This is a genomic window from Sphingomonas lacusdianchii, assembly GCF_022664395.1.
GTDB lineage: Bacteria > Pseudomonadota > Alphaproteobacteria > Sphingomonadales > Sphingomonadaceae > Sphingomonas > Sphingomonas lacusdianchii.
In genome coordinates this window covers 24,332-44,744 of sequence record NZ_JAKRET010000010.1, presented here as the reverse complement: position 1 = coordinate 44,744, position 20,413 = coordinate 24,332, and the positions used below count along the sequence as shown (strand labels likewise).

General features: G+C 67.5%; 10 protein-coding genes and 1 pseudogene. 3 read left to right on the top strand and 8 right to left on the bottom strand.

What is annotated here, in order from left to right; genetic code table 11:
- Window positions 1-12 precede the first annotated feature (12 nt).
- The 8 genes and pseudogenes from MF607_RS14035 to MF607_RS14000 all read right to left on the bottom strand — a co-directional run bounded on the left by MF607_RS14035 (window position 13) and on the right by MF607_RS14000 (window position 16,910).
- Window positions 13-1,929, bottom strand: coding sequence for an alpha-L-fucosidase (locus tag MF607_RS14035; RefSeq protein WP_242119860.1), 1,917 nt, complete (start codon window positions 1,927-1,929; stop codon window positions 13-15).
- On the bottom strand, window positions 1,926-4,280 hold the full coding sequence (locus MF607_RS14030) for a hypothetical protein (protein WP_242119858.1): 2,355 nt from the start codon (window positions 4,278-4,280) through the stop codon (window positions 1,926-1,928). The genes MF607_RS14035 and MF607_RS14030 overlap by 4 nt, the downstream gene beginning before the upstream one ends.
- On the bottom strand, window positions 4,277-6,571 hold the full coding sequence (locus MF607_RS14025) for a GH92 family glycosyl hydrolase (RefSeq protein WP_242119856.1): 2,295 nt from the start codon (window positions 6,569-6,571) through the stop codon (window positions 4,277-4,279). The genes MF607_RS14030 and MF607_RS14025 overlap by 4 nt, the downstream gene beginning before the upstream one ends.
- Window positions 6,568-9,153 (bottom strand): glycoside hydrolase family 3 C-terminal domain-containing protein, encoded by a 2,586-nt coding sequence (locus MF607_RS14020; RefSeq protein ID WP_242119853.1) that lies wholly within the window; start codon window positions 9,151-9,153, stop codon window positions 6,568-6,570. Before MF607_RS14020 ends, MF607_RS14025 begins: the two co-directional genes overlap by 4 nt.
- A complete protein-coding gene (locus tag MF607_RS14015) occupies window positions 9,150-11,762 on the bottom strand; it encodes a beta-mannosidase (protein ID WP_242119851.1) in 2,613 nt (870 codons plus the stop codon). The genes MF607_RS14020 and MF607_RS14015 overlap by 4 nt, the downstream gene beginning before the upstream one ends.
- Window positions 11,759-14,044, bottom strand: a complete 2,286-nt coding sequence (locus MF607_RS14010) for a beta-N-acetylhexosaminidase (protein WP_242119849.1) — start codon at window positions 14,042-14,044, stop codon at window positions 11,759-11,761. Before MF607_RS14010 ends, MF607_RS14015 begins: the two co-directional genes overlap by 4 nt.
- 139 nt (window positions 14,045-14,183) lie before the next feature.
- A pseudogene (locus MF607_RS14005) lies at window positions 14,184-14,969 on the bottom strand (TonB-dependent receptor domain-containing protein); the annotation flags it as partial.
- A gap of 21 nt (window positions 14,970-14,990) precedes the next feature.
- Window positions 14,991-16,910, bottom strand: coding sequence for a TonB-dependent receptor (locus tag MF607_RS14000; protein WP_242119844.1), 1,920 nt, complete (start codon window positions 16,908-16,910; stop codon window positions 14,991-14,993).
- A 485-nt stretch (window positions 16,911-17,395) separates the two neighbouring features.
- Here MF607_RS14000 and MF607_RS13995 point away from each other — a divergent pair, with 485 nt between their 5' ends.
- Genes MF607_RS13995 through nagA form a run of 3 tightly spaced genes read left to right on the top strand, consistent with a single transcriptional unit; the run spans window position 17,396 to window position 20,347 of the window.
- Window positions 17,396-18,133, top strand: coding sequence for a GntR family transcriptional regulator (locus MF607_RS13995; RefSeq protein WP_242119842.1), 738 nt, complete (start codon window positions 17,396-17,398; stop codon window positions 18,131-18,133).
- A 31-nt stretch (window positions 18,134-18,164) separates the two neighbouring features.
- Window positions 18,165-19,223: an SIS domain-containing protein gene (locus tag MF607_RS13990; RefSeq protein ID WP_431311951.1), complete on the top strand. Its 1,059-nt coding sequence runs from the start codon at window positions 18,165-18,167 to the stop codon at window positions 19,221-19,223.
- Window positions 19,220-20,347 (top strand): N-acetylglucosamine-6-phosphate deacetylase, encoded by a 1,128-nt coding sequence (gene nagA, locus MF607_RS13985; protein WP_242119840.1) that lies wholly within the window; start codon window positions 19,220-19,222, stop codon window positions 20,345-20,347. Before MF607_RS13990 ends, nagA begins: the two co-directional genes overlap by 4 nt.
- Window positions 20,348-20,413: the final 66 nt, after the last annotated feature.

Sequence of the window (20,413 nt, the reverse complement as noted above, 5' to 3'; positions counted from 1 at the left end):
ACGGGCGCTACCTCACCGGAACGCGCCGATTTCCGCTACCGCGATTGCCGGCGCCGGCACCGCCGGTTGCGGGAAGGCGAAGCGGAGGTAGCGGGCCGGCCGCGCTTTCGGGAAGGGCAGGCGCTGGGTCGCGCGGGCGTAGTTGATGTTCTGGAACTCGCCTTCGCCGCCGGGCGTCCAGCTCTTGCCATCGACGCTGGTTTCGACGCGATACTTCATCGGCGGGGCGGCCTGCGGATCGACATGGCGCGTCGGGGTCAGGGTGAAGCCGGCGAGTGTCTCGCTGCGGCCCATGTCGATCGTCAGCGACGCAGGCGCGGGACTGACCCACGCGGTGCGGGGGCTGGCGTCGAGGATCGCTTCGCCGCCGGGCGCGCTGGCGGCGGTGATCTTCCAGCCGGTGCGGTCGACGATGCTCGCGTCGCTGACCTTCAGCGGGGGCAGGTCGACCGGCGCAACAGACTGGAACAGCGCGAATTCGCGGATCGCCGGACCGGCTTCGGCGGCGACGGTGCGGAAGCGGACGCGGCGGGGGCTGATCGGGGCAGGCAGGCGTACGAGGCGCTGCGGGCCGACCATGTCCTTTTCGGCGACGGTCGTCCACTGGTCGCCGCCATCGGACACGTCGATGGCGAAGCGGGTGACGCGCAGGCCCAGCGGCAGCCATTCCTGCAACCGGATCGTGTCGAAGCTGCGGCCGGGCGGCATGTCGAGGATAAGGCTGGCGTTTTTCGCTTCCGGCGGGGCGAGCCAGAAGGTGTCGGGGCGGCCGTCATTGACGAATTTGGCCGACGCGCCGGACAGGTCGGCGCTGGCGGTGGCGACCGCGCCATCGGCCTGGTTGTTGCCAAAGGTTGCACGTAGCGCGTTGCCGAAGGCGGTCAGGCTGGCGACGTCGCGGTCGTGGATCCGGCCCCGGCGATCGGGGGGCAGGTTCAGGTGGAAGGTCGTGCCATGACCGACCGAATCATTGTACATCTCCATGATTTTGCTGGGTAATTTTACCTGCGCATCCTCATCGGCATGGTAGAACCAGCCCGGCCGGATCGAGACGTTGGTTTCCGCCGGCCACCATAATTCGGCCCCGCGGACGCCGGTGTTACCTTCGGTCTGGTCATAGGGGTGGTTCGGCATGGTCGGCCAGCACGGGTCGGCGGCGTGGCCGTCCTCGTTCCCGACCCAGCGGATATCGGCGCCCAGCGGATCGAAGGTGCAGGCGTTCGGTTGCAGTTCGTGGACCAAGGCGATGATCGAGGGCCAGTTATAGTATTGAACCGCATCGATTTTCCGCGTCTCGCGCGCGCCGCCATAATAGCCGTCGCCACCATTCGCGCCGTCGAACCACACTTCGAACAACTCGCCATACCGGGTGCAGAGTTCGGTCAGCTGGGCACGGTAATAGGTGATGTAGCTGGGCGTACCATAGTCGGCGCGGTTGCGGTCCCATGGGGACAGGTACACGCCGAAGTTGATACCGCCGCGCCGGCATGCCGCCGCGAGTTCGCCGACAATGTCGCCTTTCCCCTGTTTATAGGGCGAATTGCGGATGCAATGCTCCGTCAACATCGTCGGCCACAGGCAGAAGCCGTCATGATGCTTGGCGGTCAGGATCAGGCCGGTGAGTTCGCCCGCCTTGGCCGCCGCGACGATCTGATCGGGATCGAAGTCGGTCGGGTTGAACAAAGCGGGGTCTTCGTCGCCATAGCCCCATTCCTTGTCGGTGAAGGTGTTGATCGAGAAATGGATGAAGCCGTATTGGCGATGGTCGTGCCATCTGAGCTGGCGCGGCGACGGCGTCGCGCCCCATGCCGGGGGCAGGACGCGGTTGCCGCCGCCACCGGCCGCCGCGACGGGCGACACGCGCGGGGTGCAGGCGGCGGCACCGGCGATCAGGCTGCTGCCCATCAGGCTGCGGCGGGAAAACTTCATTGCTCTGCTCCGGGTGCGTTTGATTCGGGGACAAGGGGTTCGGGGATCAGCCAGGTCTGCGCGATCTGATGACCGCGCCCGCCGCCGCCGACGCCCGGCGGGCGATGCCATTCGAGGGTCAGCGCGCCATCGGCGGTCAGGCTTTGCGGGATGGCGGTTTCCACCGTCTCGCGCTCGCCGTTGCGCGCGCGGAAACCGTGGAGCTCGACGCCGTCGCCGGTCAGCCGCATCGGCAGCGCATAGCCCTCCCCCGCCCAGCGCGCGACCAGGCGGTAGCGGCGACCCCGCTCCAGCCCGGAATAGGACAGGCGCACGGGGGTTTCGTACAGCCCCTCGGCATAGCTCAAATCGGCCATGCGCCAGCCCTGATCGGGGATATGGTCGGCGACGCCGTCGATCGCGCTGTCGAGCGATTGGGGGTCGGCATCGAAACCGGGGCCGCGCACCAGATGCGGTTCGGCGGTCGGATCGCCGAGATCGTCGTAGATCGCCATGTCGCGGCTGCGCCATGGGTCGCCGATCGCAACGAGCCGGGCGGCGGCGTCTTGATGGGTCAGCGCCTCGGCCATCTCCGCCTCGGCGACATTGCGGTCGTTCAGTTCGATATCGGCGCGGTCGAGATTGGCACCGCGTTCCCAGTTGGAGGCGCCGTGGCGCGGCACCGACAGCTGCATCCGGGCGCGATCCCATAGCCGATCGGCGATCGCGATCAGATCGGCCCGCAGCGGGGCGACGATCGCCGGTTCGGGGCGGGCATAGGCGAAGCGGGCGGCGGCGACGGTAGCCTCCGCACCGATCGCCGGGGCCTGCCGCAGCGTCCAGCGTGCCTCGCCTTCATTGGCCTTGGCGGCGATCAGGCGGTGGCGGACCAGCGCGTCGTAGGTGGCGCGGTAGCGGTAGAGGTCGATGCGCCAGTCGGCCCATGGCGCGGGGCGAAGATCGGCGACCAGCCGGGCGGTGGCGTCGATCCCGGCATTGGCCGACGGGTCGCCGCGCCAGTTTCCTTCGAGCGCTTCGGGTATGGCAGCGAACCGATGGTCGCCGACGAACATGCGGGCATAGTCGGCAGCGATGTCGGTGGCGGGCGTTGCCGGGTTCCAGCCGAGGCGAAACCATTGGCTGACGTTCCAGTCGTCATTGACCCCTTCGCTATAGGTCACGAAGCCGCGCGTGCCGGGGGCGAGATAGGCGAAGATGCGCGTCGTCGCGGCGGGGCGCGGGTTGACCGGTTCGCGCCCTTCGGTGAGCGCGAAGGCCGGGTGCCAGTCGGGGATCGGGAATTGCGCGTGCATGGTATGCGCGGTGTCTGGGTAGGTTTCGATGGGGAAGCGGCCGGCGATGCGGCGGCGATGCTCGGCGATGCTGTCGCGGGTCTGCGGGCCGACGAAGATCGCGGTCAGCCAGCGCGGGTTTCGCGCGAGTTGTGCGTGGAAGGCGTTCAGGCCGGCGGCGTCGAACCCTTGCGTCGACAGCAGCACTTCGGCGTGCACGAAACGTTGGCGCAGCGCGGCGGCGATGCGTTCGGCCACCGGGAACAGCCGGTCGGGCGCGGTATGGCCGGGATCGCCGCCGGGGATGTAGAGCGCGTCGAGGGCGGGCAGCTTCGCGGCGAGGGTGGTGAAGTCGGCGACTTCGGCCTGTGCGGCTCCGGCTTTGTCGTAATCGCGCAGCAGCGGGTAGAAGAGCGCGACGTCGAGGCCGAGGCGATGGGTGGCCGCCGCGACCGCGACCAGCGTTTCGGTGGCGGGCAGCGGCGATAGCGGCGAGGTGGCGGCATCGTCGGACACGGGCGCGACGAACTGGATGCGGTTGCCGCCCAGCAGCGCGAAATCCTCGATCCGGCGGGTGAGCATGGCGACCGTCCATGCATCGTAGCTGTTGTTCTTGGCGCGGTAGCCGATCTGGGTACCGCGGATCGCCATCGCGGGGGCTTCGGCGATGTAGGTCGGGGCGGTGAGGGCGAGGTTGTCGAGGTGGCGCAGCAGCCAGCCGGCGGCGAACAGGCGGGCGCGGGTGGTCGCGGCGCGGATGGTGATGGCGTGGCGACTGGTGGTGATGGCGAAGGATTCGGGGGCGAGCCTTGCCGATATGAATTTGATCGCCACGGGCGTCATCCCAGCGGAGGTTGGGATCTCCTGGTTTTCGGGCGGGACAGGAGCCGGGGGAGGCCCCAGCCTGCGCTGGGGCGACGGTTTGGGGCCGGTGGGATTGGTCGGGGAGGGGCAGGATGCGCCGCGCTCGGCGAGCCGCTCGCGCAGCACCTGCGCCGCCGGATCGGTGCCGACGACGCAGGCGGCATCGAGCGGTACTGTCAGCGGCGCGGCAGTGGCGAGGAGCGTGGCGAGAATCACTTGGCGCCCGGGCGGTCCTGCGGCGCGCGGCCGAATGCCTTGTTCGGTTCGGCGGCCATGTCGAACACCAGCCGTCCGCCCTTCACCAGATCGGCATGCGCGATCCAGCTTCTGTTCCAGGGGCGGCCGTTCCAGGTGACGCTGCGGACATAGGGGCGGTCGGGGGCGTTGCCGCGCGCCTCGACGATCAGTTTGCGGCCAGCCCCGACCTGTACCGTCGCGCGGTCGAACAGCGGGCTGCCCAGCACATAGGTCGCGCTGACCGGATCGACCGGATAGAAGCCGAGCGCGGACAGGAGGTACCATGCGCTCATCTGCCCGCAATCGTCATTGCCGATGATGCCGTCGGGGCGGTCGTGATACATTTCGGTCAGCAGGCGGCGGACCATCGCCTGAGTCTTATAGGGCGCGCCGCAATAGGCATACAGATAGGCGACATGGTGGCTGGGTTCGTTGCCATGCGCATATTGCCCGACCAGCCCCGAAATATCGGGCGGGGCGTCGGCGGGGAGTTCGGAGGAGGCGGTGAACAGCCCGTCGAGCTTCGCCTCGAACGCGGCATCGCCGCCCATCGCCGCGATCAGCCCATGGACGTCATGCTGGTTGAGGAAGGTCGCCTGCCAGCCATTGCTTTCGGTGAAATCGCGCCATTTCTTCGAATGGCCGAGCGCATTGGGGGCATAGGGTTCGGCCCAGCTGCCATCGGCCATCCGACCGCGGGCGAAGCCGATCTTCGCGTCGAACACGTTGCGCCAGTTGCCCGACCGCTTGCGTAGGCGCGCCGCGCCGGCGGCATCGCCCGCCGCATCGGCGATGTAGGCGCCGGCATAGTCGTCATAGGAAAATTCGAGCGTCTTCGACACGCTTTCGAAGATGCGGTCGGCGGGCGCATAGCCGAGTTCGTCATAGGCGCGTACGCCGATGCTGTTGTCGAGGTTGGGCGTCGACCAGTCGAACGAACGCTTGCGTACGCCGCCCCATGCGGCGGCATAGTCGGCGGCGATGCCTTTCGCGCGGGCTTCGGCCATTACGGGCACGGCGTGCCAGCCGATCATGCAGCCAGTCTCCACCCCCTGTAGCGGCCAGACGGGCGGGCCATAGGGGCTTTGCTGCGTCTGGCGGATCAGGTCGCGGACGAAGGTCTGTGTCCGCGCCGGGCGGATCAGCGTCTGGAGCGGGTGGAAGGCGCGATAGGTGTCCCAGAGCGAATAGGCGCTGTAGGCCTGCTCGCCGCGCGGGACTGTGTGCGTCCGGCGGTCGAGGCCGACATAGCGGCCGTCCACGTCGGAGAAGAGCGTCGGGCCGATCGAGGCGTGGTAGAGCGCCGATGCGGCGACGGTGCGCTGTTGCGGCGTGCCCCCTTCGAACCGGATCAGGTCGAGTTCGCTTGCCCATGCCGAGCGGGCGGCGCGGGCGTAGCGGTCGAAGTCCCAGTGCTTCGCTTCGGCGGTGAGGTTGGCCTTGGCGCCTGCGATGTCGACCGCCGAGATGCCGGTGCGGATCACGATCGGCGCGGCGCCGGCATTGTCGTAATGGAGCACCGCTTTCAGGCGCTTGCCGGTGACGCCCCGGTTGCCGGCGGCGGTGTCGTTATCGCCGAAGAATTCAATGCGGTCGGGTTTGCGCGACAGCTGCATCGCGAAGTAGATGCGGCGGCCCTTCGCCCAGCGGAAGACGCGGCGGGTGCCGGTCAGGGTGCCATCGGCTTCGAGCGAGAGCGCGGCTTCGTCGATATAGGGCGACTGGTTTGGCCCCTCCATCACCAGATGCGACAGGTCGATCAGGATATGGCCGGGGCCGGCGGGGAAGCGATGGCGCTGGATGCCGGTGCGGTCGGTCACGGTCAGTTCGGCGCGCACCCCGCTTTCGAGGGTGACGGCGTAATAGCCGGGTTCGGCGACCTCGTCCTTGTAGCGCTGGCGATAGCCCTTGTCGGGATCGTCGAGCGGGCCGCCGTCGAGCAGCACGGCCCCACGCGTCGGCACGACCAGCACGTCGAGCATGTCGCCGATGCCGGTGCCCGACAAATGGGTATGGCTGAAGCCGAGGATCGAGCCGTCGCCCTTGTGATAGCCCGAACAGGTCGCCCAGCGCGCGGTATCGGTATCGGGGGAGAGCTGGACCATCCCGAACGGCATGGTCGCGCCGGGAAAGGTATGGCCGTCGCCGCCGGTGCCGATGAACAGGTCGGGCCTGGCGGGGGCGGTGCCGGCTGCGCCGACGGGGAGTGCATCGACCAGCGCCAGCGCGGCGGTGCCGCCGAGCAGGGCGCGACGCGAGAACATGGTCATTTCGGCAACTCCTGCGTGCCGGTGATGGTGAAGGCGACTTCCTGTCCGGTCGTGTCGCCCGGCTGGCCGCCGCCGATGAACAGACGGTAGCTACCGGGCCGCACCGCGCGGGTGCCGTCGAGCGAGACGGTGCTGAGCAGGCGCGGGTCGAGGGTGAAGGTCACCGTCTTCGCCTGTCCGGGCTTCAGCGCGACGCGTTGGAAGGCGACGAGGCTGTGGCGCAGGACGGGGTCGTTCCACGCGCCGATCTTGTTGAGATTGTCGGGCGCGATCAGATAGGCCTGTGCGACTTCCTCACCGGCGCGTTTGCCGGTGTTGGTGATACGGGCGGTGACGGTGAGCGGCTGGCCGGCGGTCAGGGTCGCGGGGGCCTTGGCATCGGCATAGGCATAGCTGGTGTAGCTGAGACCATGGCCGAACCCCCAGAGCGGGTGGCCGTCGAAATAGCGATAGGTCCGGCCCTTCATATTATAGTCGACGAAGGCGGGCAGGTCGCTCGTCTTCGCATAGAAGGTGACCGGCAGGCGGCCCGACGGGTTGGTCGTGCCGTCGAGCACATCGGCGATGGCGGTGCCGCCGACCTCGCCCGGATACCAGCCGGCGACGATCGCATCGGCATGGGCTTTGGCCCATTCCATCGCGACGGCGCTGCCCGACAGGAGGACGACGATCAGCGGCTTGGCGCTCGCCTTGACCGCTTCGAGCAGTTGCTGTTGCGCCTGTGGCAGCGCGATGTCGGTGCGGTCGCCGCCCGAGAAGCCGGCGACTTCGAGGCGCAGCGCCTCGCCCTCGACCGCCGGGGACAGGCCGACGAACGCGACCACCGCATCGGCATTGCGGGCGGCGGCGACGGCTTGTGCCCGCTGCGGATCGGCGGGGGCAATCCACGTCAGGCGGATGCTGTCGTCGGTGCTGGCATGGGTCAGGTCGAGGCGGAAGGGCTTGGGCGAGGCGTCGGCGAAGTCGAGCGTCGCCTCCATCCGTTCGGACTTGCTGTCGTTGGCCGCGCCTTCGACGGCGGCGGCGGTACCGGTGGCGCTCAGCACGTCCTTGCCATCCACCCACAGCTTCACAGCGTCACGCCCCGAGCATTTGTCCCAGCAGCGGTTGATGTCGATGCGCAGCGTGTAGCGACCCGGCCCCGGCGGAGTCAGCGTGCCGGTCCAGCGCACGCCGTAGCGGTTCACCGGAAGGTTCGCGGCAGGGCTGGTGCGTGCCCAGTTGAAATCGATGGTGCGGTCGGTGCGGGTCAGCGCCGGGGTGCCGGTCATCGCGGGATCGGCGAAATATTCGGCCTTCAGCCCCGATCCGAACGCGGTCTGGGGGACGGGGAGGGGGACGCCTTCCGCCAGTGTCGACCCCTGTGCATAGGTGACGGCGAAGCGATCGGTCAGGCCGTGGAGCGGAGTGACCGGATCGGCCGAGGTGCCGTTGTAATTGGCCTCCAGCACGTCGAGGCTGTCGGCATTGGGGCCGACGACCGCGATCTTCGCGCCGCGCTTCAATGGCAGGACGCCGTTGTTCTGGAGCAGGACCAGCGACTTGCGCGCCGCCTCCAGCGCCAGCGCACGGTTGGCGGGGGTGTGGAGCGCGCTGGCCGGGATCGAATCCCAGCGGCTTTTCGCACCGAACGCGTCGCCGAGGCGCTTACGGGCTTCGAACGTCCGTTCCAGCGCGCGGTCGATGACGGCCTGCGTGGTCAGCCCGCGTTCGAGCGCTTTGGGCAACGCAGCATAGGCCGAGCCGCAATTCAGGTCCATGCCGGCATTGATCGCGGCGGCGGAGCCGGCGGCGTTGTCGAGGGCATAGCGCTGATAATGGGCGATATTGCCGATCGCGTCGCAGTCCGAGACGACCAGCCCGTTCCACCCCCAGTCGCGGCGGATACGCTGGTTGAGCAGCCAGTCGGCGGCGCACACCGGCACGCCATGCACACCGTTATAGGCGCACATCACCGATTGCGCCTTCCCCTCGGTCAGTGCGCGGCGGAAGGCGGGGAGGTAGGTCGCCTCCATGTCATAGGGCGCGGTCTGCACGCTGAACGCGTCGCGCCCCGCCTCCGGCCCGCTATGCGCCACCAGATGCTTGGGCGTGGCGATGACGCGGGGTTGCAGCGGGTCCGGCCCTTGCAGGCCACGGACGTAACCCACTGCCAGCGCGCCGGTCAGCACCGGATCCTCGCCATAGGTTTCCATCCCGCGACCCCAGCGCGGATCGCGGAAGATGTTGATGTTGGGCGACCAGATGGTCAGCCCCTCATAGCGGCGCCGGTTCTTGCCCGGCAGCGCATTATATTTGGCGCGCGCCTCGGTCGAGACGACGGTGCCGATCCGCTCCATCAGTGGCGCGTCCCACGTCGCGGCGAGGCCGATCGCCTGCGGAAAGACGGTGGCGACACCGTTGCGTGCCAAGCCGTGCAGCGCCTCGTTCCAATAGTCATAGGCGGGCAGGACATCGCCCTGCGCCGGCGCCGTGCTTTGCAGTTGCGCCGCCTTTTCCGCAGGCGTCATCGCGGCGATGGTCGCGGCGATCTGCGGGTCGGGTTCGGCCGCGCCGGCAAGCAGGGCGAGGAGGATGCTCACTTGGCGGCTCCCAGCGTTTGCAGGCGCAGCGCCTTTTTCAGCGCGCCGGTCGATGCCTTGCCCTCGATCGTCACCGTCACGCTTTCGCCCGGCAACAGGTCGAGGAAATTGTCGGATGCCTGCACATCGAGCGTGCCAAAGCCGATCCACAGCGCGCGGGCGAGGCGGGTGGCGGTCACGGTCAGCGCGGGTTTGCCGTCGACGACCGACCAGCGCGTGACGAGGCCGGGATCGGGCAGGTCCATCGCCTTTTCGGGCAGCGCCGAGACCAAAGCGCGCGAGGCGACCTTGCCATCGACCAGCAGTTCGAACACGGCAAAGCTGCGCTTGGGATCGGCGCCCTTGAACAGATCGGCGTCGGTCAGCGTCGCGATCTTCGTCGAGGACAGCGCCGGCAATTGCACCGCACGTTCGAACTGGTTCGCGACCTTGCCCGCGACGTCGATCGTCCGCACGCGCCAGCGGGCGGTGACCGGCCGGGTCGCGTCGGAGATCAGCGCGACCTCGGTCGGTCCCTCGGCCTTGCGCGCCGCCGAGATGGCGAGCGGGGCGTAGAAGCGGCGGGCGGCGAAGTGCAGCGCCTTCCACCGGCCATAATAGTCGATGCTCGACCATGACGCGCCGGGCCAGACGTCGTTCAACTGCCAGTAGAGCGAGCCGCTGGTGACCGGGCGGCAGGCGCGGTGATGGAGCGCGCCCAGCTGGATGCCGTCGGCCTGCATGACCTGGCTGAGATAGACGAAGTCGGCGAAGTCGCGGGGTTCACGATAGCGCATGCGGATATAGTCGAGCAGCCGCTGCTGCCCGGCACCCTTCAGAAACTTCTGGTGCGCGGTCATGACGGGGGAGTCGACGGCATAGTCGCTGGGCTTCGCGAACTTCGCGATGGTCGCCATGTCGGGCATCGCCTGCAGCCCATATTCGGACATGAAGCGCGGGCAGCTGTCGAGGTACGCAGTGGCAGGCTTCTTGCCGCCCCATACGTCCCAATAATGGCGGTCGCCATTGCCGTCCTGATCGGGCTTGCCCTCGTAATTCGCGCTCGGGCTGCCGGGCCAATAGGGCACGTCGGCATCGCGCCGTTCGGCGGCGTCGCGCAGTACGCGGTCGAACAGGATCGCCATGCCGACGCCGACGCGTTCCTGTTCGTCGGCCCCGACGCGCTTCTTGAAGGCGGTGCGGTCGCTCCAGCCCTCCCAGCCCGACAGCACTTCGTTATTGCCCGACCACAGCACGATCGAGGGGTGCGCCTGTACCCGGTCGACCTGTTCCTCGGCCTCGATCTTCACACTTTCGCGATAATCGGGATCGTAGGGGGTGATCGCGCCGCCGAACATGAAGTCGGACCAGATCATCAGCCCCACCCGGTCGGCGGTGTCGAAGAAGCTGTCCGGCAGATACATGCCGCCGCCCCAGATGCGGACCATGTTCATGTTTGCCGCCTTCGCGTCGCCCATGATCTTCGCCATATAGGCGTCGGTGACGCGCGGGCCGAAGCTGTCGAACGGGATCAGGTTCGCGCCCTTGGCGAACACCGGAATACCGTTGATCTTGAACAGGAAGCCGCGGCCGATCGCGTCTTTCTCGCGGACCAGTTCGACGGTGCGGATGCCGGTCGAGCGTTGCTGTGCATCGACCAGTTCGCCGTCGAGCCGGGTTTCGGTGGCGACGGTGTAGAGCGGCTGCGCGCCATAGCCGGCGGGGTACCAGAGTTTGGGATTGGCGATGGCGAGCGGCACGCTCACGCGGTTCTCGCCTGCCGTTACGGCGACGGTGCGGGTCGCGCGGACCTTGGCGCCATCGGGGGCGGTGACGATCGCATCGACCTGCACCGTGGCGTCGCGATCGGCGATCAGCGTGACGTCGGCGGACAGGCGTGCCTCGGCCGGGGTGACCGCCTCCTGCTGGACGCGCAGCGTATCGATGCGGACATCGTCCCAAGCATCGACCTTCACCGCGCCATTGGGACCGACATTGAGGATACGGGGACCCCAGTCCCAGCCATAGTGGTACTTCGGCTTGCGGATATAGGGCGAGGTCTGGCGCGCTTCCGGCTCGTCGCCGGCGGTCGAATCATATTCGCCGGGCAGCGGGTTCTCGATGTTGGCGACCATCGGCTTCAGCACGCCGAGCGGCGATTTGAACGCGATGCGAATCTCGTTCGCACCGGCCTTCAGCAGCGGTTTGGCGTCGGCACGCCAGCGGCGATGGGCATTGTCGGCGGCGAGCAGCTTCTGGCCGTTGACGAACACTTCGGCAAAGGTGTCGAGCCCGTCGAACACGAGGTCGACATGGTCGCGCGCGAGCAGCGCCGGGCTGGCGGTGAGGCGCCCGCGATAGTCCCAGTCGCTGCGTCCGACCCATTGGATCGTCGCTTCGTTGAGGCGGACGAAGGGGTCGGGCGTGATCTTTGCCGCGATCAGATCGGTCTGGACATAGCCGGGCACCTTGGCCGGCACCCAGCGCGCGGCCCTGGGATGGTCCTTCGCCGCCGGATCGCCCGGCGCGAGGCGGACTTCCCAGCCCTTGTCGAGCGTCACCGTTTCGCGCGGCGCCGCCCAGAGTGCGGCGGGGGCGGCGGCAAGCAGCAGGAACAGGGTAGGCTTCACTTCGACTCTTCCAGTTGCAGCGTGTCGACGGTGTAGAAGGGGTCGGATAGCGGCGAGGTGAATTGCAGGCAGATATCCGCATCGCCCGGCTGTTTCGGGAAGCTGCCGGTGAAGTCGAACCGGTTGGGCGCGGTGTCGGGATCGGGCAGCGGGAAGGTCGCGGCGACGATGCCGTCGCACCCGCCGACGCGCATTACCAGTTCGCCATAGCGGGTGACGGCATAGTGGAGGCGGACCTTACCCTCGTCATGGGCGAGGCCATAGTGGCGCGGCAGGCGGGCGACGGTGACCTTGAACGCCTGCGCCACGTCGAGCGGCATTTTCGGCGCCTGGGTACAGGTGTCGAAGATGTTAACGTTGTAGGCGGGGGCGTCGCCGCTCTGCCCCGATACCAGCGGTACGCGGAGACCAAGCGCGCCCTTGGGACAGGCGACCATGTCGCTGCTGCCGGTCGCGCGGAGCAAGGCGGGGCGGGTCGCGTCGAAGCGGCGCGGCACGGCGAGCGGGTGGCCGTCCTTCGCGAAGGCGGTGGCGGTGACGACCTGTCCGGGCTTTACCGCGATCGGCGCTGCGTAGGTGCGCGAGCGGGCGGTCGGCTGGCTGCCGTCGGTCGTGTAGCGGATCGTGCCGGCACCGGTCTGGGTGGCGAGCGTCAGCTTCGGCGACTTGCCGCGCAGCACGTCGCCCTTGGCGCCGTCGAGCGTATAGGCGACCGCGAAGGCGGCGTCGGCGGCGGCGATGCCCTGCCGCTGGTAGCGCAGCATCTGCGGCTGGAGGCGTTCGACGAACCCCTTCCAGTCGCGCTTGTCGCGTGGGCTCCACGTGAACTCGGCGATGGCGGACAGGCGTGGGAAGGTGGCGTGTTCCTTCTGCCTGGCCGTCGCCAGATATTCGGACCACGCATTGCCCTGCGCGCCGAGCACATGCGCGGCGGCCTCCGCCGTCACGCCGGGGCGGACCGGCTCATAGCCATAGACCATTTCCAGCGTCTGCAGCCCGATGCGGCCGGGCGGTTCGTCGCCCGCGGTCGACTGGATATTGTCGAGATACAGGTTCGGGGCGGGCGACATGACCACGTCATGCCCCTTGTTCGCCGCCTCGACCGCGCCCGCCTCGCCGCGCCACGACATGACGGTGGCGCTGGTCGGGACGTCGCCTTCGAGGATTTCGTCCCAGCCGATCAGGCGGCGGTTCTTCGACGCCAGATATTTGCCGAGCTCGGAGATCATCCAGCCCTGCATCTGGTTCTCGGTCTTGAGGCCCAGCGCCTTCATCTGCGCCTGCACTTCCGGCGAGCGTTGCCACTGGTCCTTCACCGCCTCGTCGCCGCCGACATGGATGAACTGGCCGGGGAAGATGTCGAGCAGTTCGTCGAGCACGTTCTTGATGAAGGTCATGCTGCGCGGGGAGGGGGAGAAGAGCCACGGATTGACGCCCCAGTCATGGCCGACCGGCGGACGATCGCCGAGCACGCCGACCTCTTCGGGGTAGGCCGCAACGGCCGCCTGCGCATGGCCGGGCATGTCGATTTCGGGGACGATGGTGATGCCGCGTTCGGCGGCATAGGCGACCAGCTTGCGCAGTTCGTCCTGCGTATAGAAGCCGCCGACCTTCGGCCCCGGCTGGCCACCGGCGACGGGCGGATCGCGGAAAGCCCCGATCTCGGTCAGCTTCGGGTAGCGCTTGATCTCGACGCGCCATCCCTGATCGTCCGACAGGTGCATGTGCAGCGTGTTGAGCTTCTGCGCGGCCATGGTGTCGATGACCGGATAGAGCGTGTCGATCGGCTGGAACGAACGGGTCACGTCGACCATCAGCCCGCGCCAGCGGAAGCGGGGTGCGTCGTCGATAGTGGTCGCGGCGACGCGGACCGGCTTGCCGAAGACGGTGTCGGGGCTGAGCAGCTGCGCCAGCGTCATCGCGCCCCAGATCAGGCCACGGTCGCCGCTGGCGGCGATGGTGATCGCACGCGGCGTGACGGTCAGGCGATAGGCTTCGTCGCCGGCGACGGCCGCGTCGCGGACGAAGCGGATCGTGCCGGTGGTCGCGGTCGTCAGCGTCAGGCCGCGATCGACCTTCACCCGGTCGGCCAGCAGCCGTGCGGCGGTGGCGGCAGCGGTATCGCCGGCCGGCACGACGACGCCCGCGCCGTTGCCGATGGTGATCGCGCCCTTCGCCGGCGTCACCCGTGCGGGCAGGGGAAGGAGCGGGGCGGTCTGTGCATGGACCGGCGCGATGGTCGCCGTCGTCGCGGCCAGTGCCGCCCGGATCAGATGCTTCACGCGGATACTCCCCTTGGGTGGCAGGCCGATTCGTGCCCGCCCGAAACTCTAGCGGCCCGAACGAAAAAAGGCCCCGGCAAAGCCGGGGCCTGTGACGAAGCGGGGAGCGCGGGCCGCACCCCCCGTATCGCCTAGCCCCTTACATGCGGAAGGTGGCGTTGAGCGAGAAGACACGGCCGTTCTTGTACACCGAGGTCGGCGCGTTCGGCGTGCTGCTATACTGGTAATAGGTTTCGTCGAGCAGGTTCGAAGCCTGTGCCGTGATCGAAACGCCTTCGGTCAGCTGATAGCTGATCTGCGCGTCGAGCTGGCGATAGGCGTCGGTGTAATCCTGCGACGACTGACGGCCGAAGCGGTAGAAATACTTCGAACGACGGTTGTAGCTGACCCGCGCCTGGAACGGGCCGTTCTCGTAATAGGGCGAGAGCTGGAGCGTGTGACGCGACAGGTACGGCAGGCCGGTCGCCAGCGACGCTTCGGCATCGGCGAAGGTGTAGCTGCCCTGGAAGCCGAAGCCCCAGATCAGGTTGGTGTTGCCCGACAGCGAGAAGCCGGTGACCTGCGCGGTACCGCCATTGACCGGCCGCGACACGGCATAGGTCGCATCGCGGGCGAGCAGGACGTTGAACTGCGTCTCGTTGTTCACCTGATTGACGGTGTAGTTCGAAATGTCGCGGTAGAAGAATTCGGCCGCGAGGAAGCTGGCCGGGGCAAAATACCATTCCGCCGACAGCCCGTAGTTGGTGGCTTCGTACGGCTTGAGCGCCGGGTTGCCGCCGCTGCCGCTCAGCTGGTTGTCGTCGAGCGACAGCGAACCGGCGAGGTCGCTGTAGCGCTGACGGGCCAGCACCTTCGCCGCCGATGCGCGCAGCACGACGTCCTCGCCCGCCTGATAGATCACGTTGGCCGACGGCAGCAGGCGGTTATAGTCGTTCTTGACCGGCGTTTAGGTATAGATCGGGAAGGTCTGCCCCGAACGGTTGCTGGCGGTGTAGAACTTCGCTTCGTCGCTGGTGTGAGCAAAGCGGACGCCGACGTTGCCGCGGAACTTGCCGGTTTCAAAATTCGCCTGGGCATAGGCGGCCGCGATCTTTTCGTTCACGCCAAAGAATTCGTTGAACGAGAAGCCGCGATCGATCTGCTTGTTGCCGTACTTGGCAAGGCTGGCGATGATGCCGTCGCGGTCGAGCGTGGCATAGGGAGCGCCGTTCCCCGACACGCCGAGGCCGTTATACAGGCCGCCCGGCAGGACGTAGTAGGGCAGGTCGGCCAGCGTGAAGTTCTGGTTGGTGAACACCGCGTTGCTGTAGGTCGTCTGCTTGTTGTCGTGATCGACATAGCGGCCGCCGAACAGGATTTCGGTCACCGGACCGAAGTTCACCGGGTGCTTGAAGTTCACTTCGGCGAACTTTTCCTGATCGAGCGTGAAGCCCGACTGCAGCGGGATACCGCCGATCTGACGGCCGAAGAACTGTACGCCGCCGTTGCGGGCCAGATCCTGCGCACCCAGATTGCTGCCGCCCGATGCGGTGAAGTTGCTCAGCCACATCGTCGGGTCGCTGGCCGGCTTCGCCCAGTTGACGACGGTGTCCTGGCCGTTCGCGCCGGCGGTGAAGCCCTGCTGCGTCCGGAAGTCGAGCAGATATTCCGGGTCCTTGCCGCCGGTGGCCTTGGTGCCGCCGACATTGCCGGTGATTTCCCAGTCGCCCGGCTTCCAGTCGACGAGCAAGGTGACCGAGTCGTTCTTCAGGCGGGTACGGCGATAATTGGTGTCGAGCTGGCCGGTCGCGCCGGTCTGGCCGGTCGGGATGCCGCCAAAGGTCGCCGAGGTGACGATGCCGTTGGACGATTCCGCCGAGATCAGCCGCGATCCTTCAAAGCCATAGGTATAGGCCGAGTTCGACACGTTGTCGTAATTGCCGCGGATGAACAGGCCGGTGGCGGTCACGGTCAGGTTGTCGGTCGGACGCGCCTGCACCGCACCCGAGAAACCGATGCGCTCACGCTCCTGCTTGAAGAATTCGCGCGCAAGGAACGAGGCGAAGCGCGCGCTGCTGAAGCTCGAACGCTCGGCAGCGGTCAGCGCCGTGATGTTCTTGCCGTTGATCGTCGCGGTGGTCGGCGCGTTGGCGAGCAGCGCGTCGCCGGTGCGATACCAATAGACCGCCGAACCGGCGCGGCTCAGCTGTTCCTTGTCGTAGCTGACCGAACCTAGGAAGCCGATCGTGTCGTCGGCATTGTGCCAGCTGTACAGCGCCGAACCGCGGAAGCTGCCGCGCTTCGCCCGGTCGTTATATTCGCCGCCGGCGGTCGCGGCGATCGTGCCCGACTTCAGGTCGAGCGGCTTGCGGGTGACGACGTCGACGCTGGCGCCGATCGCGCCTTCCTGCAGACGTGCTTCCGGGGTCTTGTAGACGACCGCCTGGCTGATGATCGTCGGCGACAGCAGCGAATAGTTGAAGGTGCGGCTCGAACGGTCGGACGGGTTGCCGCCCCAGTCGGCCGAGGCGACCGAGTGGCCATCGACGGTCAGGCGGTTGAGCGCCGGCTCGACGCCCGCGATCGAGAGCTGCTCGCCTTCGCCGAACTGGCGATCGACGGTGACGCCGGGCAGGCGCGCCAGCGAATCGGCGACGTTCGCGTCGGGGAACTTGCCGACGTCTTCGGCCGAGATGACGTCGACGATCGAACCCGCTTCGCGCTTGGTCTGGATCGAGTCGGCGATCGACCGGCGGATGCCGGTGATGGTGATGGTGTCGTCTTCAGCCGTCGTGCCGGCCGGCGCGGGCGCTTCCTGTGCCAGTGCCGGAGTCGCCACTGCGACCAGCGCGGTGGAGGCTAGATATGCGAAACGCGAAAAAGCCATGGTCCCCTACCCCTTCTAATCGGGCGCGATATGCGCCCTCCCCGATTGGCCGCGACGGGCAAAGACGACGTGCGTCGTGCTCTGGTACTATATTGGCACCATGCAAGCTCGTTTTGGTCGAATGCAATGTGACCAATTCCAATCATAAAATCTACATAAAAATGAAAAACAGATGTACTGGTGAGAAAATCCGTCTTCAGCGAGCCTGTGCTTAGCTGAAAATGGCCCCCGTTTTGCCGTTTGCTGTAATATAATTACAGGGAATGAAGTTGCCCGGTTAACGCGGTCCGGCCTGCGAGGCCAACTGCGGATCGACCCGGCGATGATGCCAATGCGCCGGCTGGCAGGCGGGAAGGCCGTTCCGGGCAGCCTTTCGTGCAAACTAAATGGGGTTGCGTAGTACCAAAAACATACCTATCACGGCGATTGTGATCGTTCCCATCGCCCTTTACGTTGACCGTTCGAGAGGTTCGAAGGGCGTAGTCATGGGTTTTTCAGAGAGGATCGGTCGGTTGCGCGACGACGCGCACGCACCGCTCTATGTCCAGTTGCAGCAACTGGTACGCACCGCGATCGAGCGGAAGGTCCTGCAACAGGATGATGCGATCCCGCCCGAGCGCGAACTGGCGATCGAATATGACGTGTCGCGCATCACCGTGCGCAAGGCGATCGAGGGGCTGGCCAAGGAAGGGCTGGTCGTGCGCCGTCGCGGCGCGGGCACTTTCGTCGCGGCGCGGGTCGACAAGAGTTTTTCGAAACTGTCGTCCTTTTCGGAGGACATGGTCGCGCGCGGCCGGGTGCCGAGCAGCGCATGGGTGTCGAAATCGACCGGGCTGGTGACGCCCGAGGAATCGATGTCGCTGGGGCTGTCGCCCGGTGCGCCGGTCTATCGGTTCCAGCGGATGCGCTATGCCGACGATGTGCCGATGGCGGTCGAATATGCGACCATCGCCGGCAATTGCCTGCCCAGCGTCGATGCGGTCGGCGACTCGCTCTATGCCGCGCTGGAGGCGGCGGGATCGCGGCCGGTGCGCGCGTTGCAGCGGCTGCGCGCGATGGCGTTTCCGGCCGAACAGGCCAAGCGGCTGGGCGTCGAGACCGGCCATGCCGGGCTGTTCATCGAACGCCGCGGCTTCCTGGCCGATGGCGACACGGTCGAATTCACCCAATCCTATTATCGTGGCGACGCGTACGACGTGGTCGCCGAACTCAACGCAAGCTGATCCGGCGGGGGCCGGCACCAAGAGGGGGTTCATGACGTCCACCGTCGAAGCCGGGCCAAAGCCGGTCGTTGCCGAGCATACCGCCATGCACCGCGAAGCAGGGGAGGGCGGCGCGTCGGTCGCCCGATTCCTGTCGCGCAATGCGCAGGCGCTGGCCGAACTGGGCGCATCGCTGCGTGCCGATCCGCCGGCGCTGGTCGTCACCTGTGCGCGCGGGTCGTCGGACCATGCCGCGACCTATGGCAAATATCTGGTCGAGACGCTGTGCGGCGTGCCCGTCGCCAGCGCCGCGCCGTCGGTCGCGTCGGTCTATGCGACGCGGATGGAGCGGATGAACGCGCTGGTAATCGCGGTGTCGCAATCGGGCCGCAGCCCCGACCTGCTGCGCACCGTCGAAAGCTACAAGGCGGCGGGCGCGCGCGTGGTCGCGCTGGTCAATGTCGAGGATTCGCCGCTGGCGGGTCTGGCCGATACCGTGCTGCCGCTGTCGGCGGGGCCGGAAACCTCGGTCGCGGCGACCAAGTCGTTCATCGCCTCGCTGACCGGCCTTGCCGCGATCGCCGCGCATTGGAGCGAGGATGCGGCGTTGCTGGCGGCGCTCGACACGCTGCCGCAGCAGCTGGAGGCGGCGTTCGCGCTCGACTGGACGGCGGTCGCCGACACGCTGGTCGAGGCGCGCAACCTGTTCGTGATCGGGCGAGGCTACAGCTTCGGCGTCGCGCAGGAAGCGGCGCTGAAGATGAAGGAAACCTCGGCGCTGCATGCCGAGGCGTTCAGCAGCGCCGAGGTCCGCCACGGGCCGATGGCGATCATCAACGACGGCTTTCCGCTGCTGGGGTTCGCGACGTCGGACGATGCCGGCGACGACGTTCGCGCGGCGGCGGCCGAGTTCGCGTCGCGTGGTGCGGCAGTGCATCTGGCCGATGCGTCCGATGACGACAGCCATCCGCCGACGATCCGCAGCCATGCCGCGATCGAACCGATCCTGATGATCCAGAGCTTCTACCGCATGGTCAACACGGTGTCGCTGCGCCGGGGGCTGAACCCCGACCAGCCGCCCCATCTGCGCAAGGTCACCGAAACGCGATGAGCAGCTTCGTCTTCCGCGGCGGGCGCGTGCTCGCCGATCAGTGCCAGCACGACAGCTGCGCGTTCGAGGTCGAGGGCGGCGTCATCGCCGGCTTCCATGCCGTGGGCGATGCCGAGACGATCGACCTCGACGGCGGCTGGCTGATCCCGGGCTTCGTCGACACGCAGGTCAATGGCGGCGGCGGGGTGTTGTTCAACGATCATCCGACCGTCGAGGGCATCCGCGCGATCGGCGCGGCGCACGCGACCTATGGCACCACCGCCTTCCTGCCGACGCTCATCAGCGACCGGCTGGACGTGGTCGCCGCTGGCCTCGACGCGGTCGATGCCGCGATCGAAGCGGGCGTGCCGGGCGTGGTCGGCATCCATGTCGAGGGACCGTTCCTCAATCCACTGCGCAAGGGCATCCACGACGCGAACCATTTCCGCGCGCTGGACGATGCGGCGATCGCGCTGCTGACCCGCCCGCGCAAGGGCGTGGTGATGGTGACGCTCGCCCCCGAACGCAACGATACCGCCGCGATCGAACGGCTGGTCGCGGCGGGGGTGATCGTCAGCATCGGTCATAGCGATGCGACCTATGAACAGGCGCGCGCGGCGATCGATGCCGGCGCGCGGGGCGTGACGCATCTGTACAATGCCATGTCGCCGCTCAAGCATCGCGATCCGGGCGTGGTCGGCGCGGTGCTGGAGGACCAGTCGGTCTATGCCGGGCTGATCGTCGACGGCGCGCATCTGCACCCGGCGGCGATCCGCGTGGCGCTGGCGGCGCGCCCGCTCGACCGGTTCATGCTGGTGACCGACGCGATGCCGACCGTGGGCGCCGAGAGCAAGACCTTCGTGCTCAACGGCCAGCCGATCCATGTCGAGAACGGCGTGTGCGTCGATGCCAATGGTACGCTCGCCGGCTGTGATCTCGACATGGCGACGGCGGTGGCCAACACGGTCGAACTGGGGGTCGCGTTCGAGGATGCGGTGGCGATGGCATCGACCCATCCCGCCGCGTTCCTGCGCCTGTCGCACCGGATTGGCAGCCTCGATATCGGGCACAGCGCCGATTTCGTCTGGCTCGACCGCGACCTGACGGTGCGCGGCACGTGGATCGCGGGCAACCGCATCGTCTGACCCCGGTGCGCCGCGACGAACAACAGCATCCGCGCGGGTCGCCGGGGGGCGGACGTGCGCACGAAG